A 2881-nucleotide genomic window follows, 5' to 3' on the forward strand; every position below is an offset into this window, starting at 1 on the left:
AATAATTTGTTCGCCTCGTCATCCACCCGTCATCGGTCAAAACATAGTTTTGAGTGGGTTGACAGGTGGAATCCTCGCCTCACCGCGTCTTTCATCCCACACTAATCGAAGCGATATAGTGTGGGGATTCCCGTCTGTTTAGCTAAATTTGACTGTAGCCGATAAAGTAATTCTAGCGCAATAATCCGTAACGGATCGTCCACAGCTAAAGCCGTCAATTGGGCGATGGCACGCTGCTGCACTCCCCCTTTGCCTAAAATCCTCAACCACAGGGTTTCGGGAGTTTCCGGCAACTGGTGAATCGCCACAATCGCAGTGCGCAAAGATGCCCCCAAAAAATAGATTCCCGGCAACCAATTCTCAGTATCCGGTATCGCATTAAAACTATCTACCACAGCTTTCGATGCTGTGGGCATCAGAATCCACAGCCTCGGCAATTGATCGTCATCATACCGAGTATTTTCTCGTCTGAATTTTCGTTCCAATTCGCCGCGCACGTCCAATAATTTGCCCAGACAGCTACAAATTTCGGTGACACTTGCCGGATTCCGAAAAGGTTCAAACATTGCCGTCGTGCTTGCCATTTTACCCAGCAACCCCAGCGTTTCCGAGTATTCAGGGATGGCGGTGCCGGGAGTGAAATAAACATCAATTTCTCGGACTTCGGAACTCACATCTTTGCCGATATCGACAGTTCCGATCGGCGAGAGAAATTCCTCCAGGTATTCTTTGGCAAATAGATCGTGAATGAATCGCGTCATATAAATTATTTCAAATATTAAATAATTTTTTCAGCCGTTCCCTCACCCATTCTACAGGATTTTCATTATCTTCATCTGCATCTACTAATTCCATTTCTCGAAGTTGCTGCTGTCTCTCGCTTAACTCTTCTTTGTGTTTGACTATTTCTTGAATAATCTGCTCCGATAAATCCGGTCGTTCCGTTAAAACTTTTTGGAAACCTTCTTTATTAATCGCAAACAAAATTGTTTCTTCCAAAGCTCTTACCGAAGCAGTTCTGGGGATTCCCAACATCAAAGAAAGTTCCCCTAAAAACTGACCAGTACCGAGGTTATTCAGATGTTTGTCAATAGCTTCTACAAAAACTTCTACTGAACCTGAAAGAATCATGTAAAAAGCATCTCCGGGGTCGTTTTCGTGAAACAAATATTCTTGCGATCGCAGCCGTTTGCGGTATCCAACTTCAATCAATTGCCGCAATTCAAGATCAGTCAGATTTTCAAAGTATTCCACCTCTCGCAGCAAACAGCTAAGGGACGATGGCTTTTGCAGTTTCTCTGCAAAAATTGGCTGTTTTTGCTCATTTTTATAGTAACTGTTCGGGAGGTCAATTGCAGTTTCTTTTTTGTTGAAGATTGATAACAGAACTTCGGGGTTTTGCAAATAAATTTCTCTGTCATTGAACGGAAATTCGATTTTTTGCTGGCGAAAATTGTATTCAATTGCAAAATTCAAAGAACTTTTAATTACTTCTCTTTCAGTCGGCCTGTCCGTCCAAACTAAAAGTTCAAATTTAAAACTATCATCACCAAACTCGACAAACAATACTTTCGGATGCGGTTCGTATAAAACTCCCGCTTCTGCGTAAGCAATATTTAACAGAGTTTCTGTCACTAACAGCGGGTTACTATTCTCGGCTACTTCTACGGGAACTCGCAAACAGAGTAGCGAGTTTTCGTAACTCCAGTTAACAATTTTGTTGCTAATCATTTTGCTGTTGGGAACTATGACGCTGGAGTCCTCAGTGGTTTGGATGATGGTCGATCGAATCGAGATTTTTTTGACGATTCCCATTAATCCTTCTAATTCCACAAAGTCTCCGACTTTCACAGGCCTGTCTAAAAGCAGCGTTAAGCCACTGACGAAATTAGTTGTTAAATCTTGGATTCCGAAGCCAATTCCGACTCCCAATCCCCCCGCAACTACTGCAAAAGAAGCGAGGTTGAATCCGATGCTTTGGATGGCGACTATCACACCCAAAGCTACTATTAAATACCCAATAATTACTGCGATCGCTTCCCGATTTCCCTCGTCAATTCCTAGTCTGACTAACAAGCGTTCCTTGAGAAAGTTTGTAAAAAATCGTGCTATCACAAGGATAGCCATAAACAATACAATCAGTTCCACCAGGGACTGCAAGGATACAGGATTTTCACCTATTTTAAATAGGGTAGCGGTAAATATTTTCGAGACCTGTGTCAATACTTCTTCTTGTATTGTATACAATTCAAATTCAGGCACTAAAGTTTTTTGTGTGGTCATTTTTGAAGGGGAGTATTCAGTTAACAGTTGACAGTTGACAGTTGACAGTTGATAGCGACCTCTATATGGAAGGAAGAGGATTGGAGTAATAAATATTCTTCTTTTAATTTCTCCCTAGAAGGGTTCCGGCTTTAAACCAATTCTTTCTGGTAAAAAATCAAGTCCTCAGTACCCAATGTAAAAATAAAATACTGAACTCGTAATCATAAATTTTAACCTATTTTTAGGGTAAAAAAAGTGAATTCGTTACATAGAGATGTGGTTCCTCATACTACGCAGTTCTCCCTATTGCCAATTTTTTAGATATAGCAACCCCAACATTGGTAAGGACAGAAATAAGCTCATGAATAGATCCATGACCCTTGTAGCATCAACGGTTTGATGCCCGTCTAAAAACTGTCAATTGTCAACTGTCAACTGTCAACTGTCAACTGTCAACTGCTATACCTGGTCTTCGCAGGCTTGCGGTTAGTGTGCCACTTTTTCGCGATTCGAGAGCAAACTCATCTATTGCTAAAGATGGTAGTAATAAATATGTAGTGAAATTTAATTACAGTAATTGAATACATAGGATAATTTTATAACTCACACAATCAAG

At 40.9% G+C, this 2881-nt stretch carries 2 protein-coding genes; both read right to left on the reverse strand.

Translation table 11 applies throughout. The annotated features are described in order from the left end of the window. Positions 1–101: 101 nt before the first annotated feature. Positions 102–761, reverse strand: coding sequence for a hypothetical protein (locus QUB52_RS28905; RefSeq protein WP_332975655.1), 660 nt, complete (start codon positions 759–761; stop codon positions 102–104). Between the two features lie 10 nt (positions 762–771). Further along, complete coding sequence (locus QUB52_RS28910; RefSeq protein WP_265239604.1) at positions 772–2283, reverse strand: mechanosensitive ion channel domain-containing protein; 1512 nt, start codon at positions 2281–2283, stop codon at positions 772–774. Between the last annotated feature and the right edge of the window lie 598 nt (positions 2284–2881).

Origin of the sequence: Microcoleus sp. A6-C6 (assembly GCF_036705955.1) — a bacterium.
Lineage (GTDB): Bacteria > Cyanobacteriota > Cyanobacteriia > Cyanobacteriales > Microcoleaceae > Microcoleus.